This window comes from Bowmanella yangjiangensis, from assembly GCF_017255015.1.
Classification (GTDB): Bacteria; Pseudomonadota; Gammaproteobacteria; order Enterobacterales; family Alteromonadaceae; genus Bowmanella; species Bowmanella yangjiangensis.
The window spans coordinates 1-2,688 of sequence record NZ_JAFKCS010000103.1 but is presented as its reverse complement, the minus strand read 5'-3'; the positions used below and the strand labels follow the sequence as shown (position 1 = coordinate 2,688).

5 protein-coding genes are annotated in these 2,688 nt (G+C 61.2%); all 5 read left to right on the top strand.

All coding sequences use genetic code 11. The features are described from left to right. Positions 1 to 323, top strand: a 323-nt coding sequence (locus J0A65_RS22205; RefSeq protein ID WP_206596502.1) for a hypothetical protein, incomplete at its 5' end; no start/stop codon positions are given. 53 nt (positions 324 to 376) lie between these two features. Beyond that, the gene (locus tag J0A65_RS22200) at positions 377 to 766 is read left to right on the top strand and encodes a hypothetical protein (protein ID WP_206596501.1); all 390 of its coding nucleotides are present in this window, start codon (positions 377 to 379) and stop codon (positions 764 to 766) included. Between the two features lie 2 nt (positions 767 to 768). Then, a complete protein-coding gene (locus J0A65_RS22195) occupies positions 769 to 1,395 on the top strand; it encodes a hypothetical protein (protein WP_206596500.1) in 627 nt (208 codons plus the stop codon). Continuing rightward, positions 1,392 to 1,661 carry an excisionase gene (locus J0A65_RS22190; RefSeq protein WP_206596499.1) on the top strand — a complete coding sequence of 90 codons (270 nt, stop codon included), beginning with the start codon at positions 1,392 to 1,394 and terminating at the stop codon, positions 1,659 to 1,661. Before J0A65_RS22195 ends, J0A65_RS22190 begins: the two co-directional genes overlap by 4 nt. Next, positions 1,615 to 2,688, top strand: a 1,074-nt coding sequence (locus tag J0A65_RS22185; protein WP_206596498.1) for a phage integrase Arm DNA-binding domain-containing protein, incomplete at its 3' end; no start/stop codon positions are given. The genes J0A65_RS22190 and J0A65_RS22185, both read left to right, overlap by 47 nt.

Here is a 2,688-nt window from a genome sequence, read left to right as displayed (position 1 = left end):
GTATTACGCCAGCTGCGGCAGGTACGGCAATGTCGCTCGCGGAGCACTTTCCGCTTACCGCCAGGCGCAACAAGGAGGCAGCAATGACACCTGAAATCGAGAAGAAGCGGCGCGAAGTTTTCGAGGCGTGGCTTAAAGGACAAGGGCTTACCCATGTTCCATCGGCCTGGCGCGCCTTCAACGCCGCCCTGGATGCGGTGGAGATTTCGCACCCCGGCAAGTTTCCAACGGCTGACAGTGACGGCTCTCTTGTCTGGAACAAGTGCTGTGACGTGTTTACCGACGCCATCACCGCCACCGGCTTAGGCCTCCGCATCAAGTAACACCCCACCCCATCCCCTTTTCTATCTGCCCACATAGGGCGGGAGGATTTGCTGTGTCCGAAATTCAATCGAAAGTCCTGAACTGGATCGCAACTGGCCGCGTTGGCGCCTCTTCGAAGGCCATGGCCATGACCGCATGCGGCCTGCCAAGTGACCGCTCATACCCGAGCGACCCGGACGACCTGAACCGCTGCCTGCTGCTACTGGAGGCAGTGCCAGAGGTGCGCGAGCACTTCGAAAAGATCGCCGCGCTCGGTGTGGTTTGGGGGCGCCTTATTGGCCGGTGGCCAGATATCGAAGCCTGCTTCCTCGATGAAGTAGGCCTGAACTGGAGCAAGGCCAAGTCGGCGCCGAAAACCTACGCCCTTATGAAAGAGGTCATGGGCGAAGAGCCTGGCGTTGTCAGCCTGGGCAACGGCGTCAAGATCAAGTTCGGAGCGTAGCGATGAAAATCGAATCTACCAGCGTCACCAAGTTCCTGATCACCGACCTGATGACAGAACCATACAAGCTGGATCCGGTTACCGTGTTCATCGAAGACCTTGGCGTGCGCGCCGAGAATGAAGGCCGCAAGACGCGCCAGGGCAAGATCACTATCGAATGCTACGGCGAGTCCTGGGCGACGTACTGGGGCAGCATGGGCGACCGCACTGTCGCGCAGTTCGTGGCCGACGAGAGCGTCGACTATGTGGTCGGCTGCCTGCGCCGGGGCGTAGGCCTGGAGCCAACAGTTTTTTCCGGCGAGGCGCTGACGAAAGCCGTTCGCAAGATAGCCATTGGCTGCCGCCGAGGGCGTGAAACCTGGCGCTACGAATGCGGACGTCTCGAGCAAGACGAGGCCAGACGCATCTACGACGACGCGGAATGCCTGGAGCAGTTCGAAAGTCCCGAGTCGCTGATGCACAGCAGCGAGGCAGACGCAGTGCTAACCGCCCTGTTCGGCAGCGAATGGCACTACGCGGTGTCTGACCATGCCTTTGCACCAAACCCGCGCTACGAGTACCTGACTCGCGTCGTCTCTGCTGTTCGCGACGCAATGCGGAGCTTGGAGCAACAGCAGGAGGCCGCATGAAACTGATCACGCTTGAGAAGTGGGCCGAGTCCCACCTTGACCCGGCACCGTCGCCGGCAACGCTGCGCATGTGGGCCAGGACGAACCGTTTCGACCCGCCAGCGCAGAAGGTTGGCCGCTGCTACCGGGTGGACGAGAACGCACGATACTGCGAACCTGAGGCGCCGGTAGAGCTGCCGGATGATGGATCGCTGCACAGTAGGATCATGAGGGCACGCTATGGCGCCGCGACCAAGGAAGCAAGGATCGAAAGACCTGCCGCCTAACCTGTACCGCAAGAAAGACGGCCGCAACGGCGTCATCTACTACAGCTACAAAGACCCGGTGACAGGGAAGTTTTTCGGGCTCGGCAAGAACAAGGAGCAGGCCGTAGCTACGGCCATTGCCGAGAACATCCTTCTGCCAGCAGGGCCAACCCTCCGCGAACGCATCGAACGACCGGCGCGCCGCCTGTTCAGCAAATGGCTTGCCGAATACCGCCAGATCATCGAAGAGCGCGAAATCGAGGACAACACCAAGCGCAATCTGCGGATGCGGATCAAGCGGCTCGATACTGAATTCGGGAAGCACGACATCAACGCCATCACCACGATCATGATTGCCGACTACCTGGGCGGGATGGTCAAGGCCGGTAAGTCGCACATGAGCCGCGCAATGCGGTCTCTGCTGCGTGACGTGTTCATGGAGGCGATGGCGGCGGGATGGACGGCGGGGAATCCGGTCGAAGTGACCAAGGCTGCTAAGGTCAAGGTCAAGCGGGAGCGCCTGACGCTGGAGGTGTGGCTGGCGATTCATGCCAAGGCCGGTACAGCTTGGCTGAAGCGTGCGATGGAGCTGGCCTTGATCACGGGCCAGCGGCGGGAGGATATCGCATCCATGCTGTTCAAGGATGAGCAGGACGGGCATCTGCTCGTCATCCAGCACAAGACCAAGCAGCGGCTGCGGCTGAGCACCTCGATAGGCCTGCAGTGCATCGGCCTGGATCTTGCCGGCGTCATCAAGCTGTGCCGTGACAACGTGGTGTCGAAGCATCTGGTGCACCACGCCCGCACGGTGAGCAAAGCCAAGGCCGGCAGCCCGATCATGCTCGACACGATCAGCAGGAAGTTCGCCGAGGCACGAGACGCAGCGGTCAAGGCCGGCGACATCGTGGTGACGGACAACCCGCCTACCTTCCATGAGATGCGGTCCCTGGCCGCACGACTGCACGCGGCAGAGGGGCGCAATGCCCAAGCGCTGCTCGGGCACAAGTCAGCCAAGATGACGGACCTGTACAAGGACAGCAGGGGCGCC